The following is a 311-nucleotide window of genomic DNA, read 5'->3' on the forward strand; positions in this document are numbered from 1 at the left end:
AACAACTACCCCGAAGCATACCTATGTAGAACCAGGAGTGCATACTGTTTCTGTTTCTGGAGTATTACCAGCAGTTCAATTTAAAGATAAACCTGGTGAAGTTGAAGGAGATGGTGCTGTTTCAAATGCTGCAAAATTAGAAACAATAGAGCAGTGGGGAGATAATGTTTGGGAGTCTTTTGCCGAAGCTTTTATTTTTTGCGAAAACATGACTTATAATGCCAAGGATATACCAAACTTATCAAAGGTAACAGAATTGCATTCTATGTTTTATGGTTGTGCCAAGTTTAATGGGGATATTAATAATTGGG

Annotated in this window: 1 protein-coding gene; it reads left to right on the forward strand. The window is 37.0% G+C overall.

The window, feature by feature from the left end:
• A partial coding sequence (locus Z053_RS29695; RefSeq protein WP_035097400.1) for a BspA family leucine-rich repeat surface protein occupies positions 1-311 on the forward strand: 311 nt, incomplete at both ends.

This window comes from Aquimarina megaterium XH134 (genome assembly GCF_000520975.1).
GTDB classification, from domain to species: domain Bacteria; phylum Bacteroidota; class Bacteroidia; order Flavobacteriales; family Flavobacteriaceae; genus Aquimarina; species Aquimarina megaterium.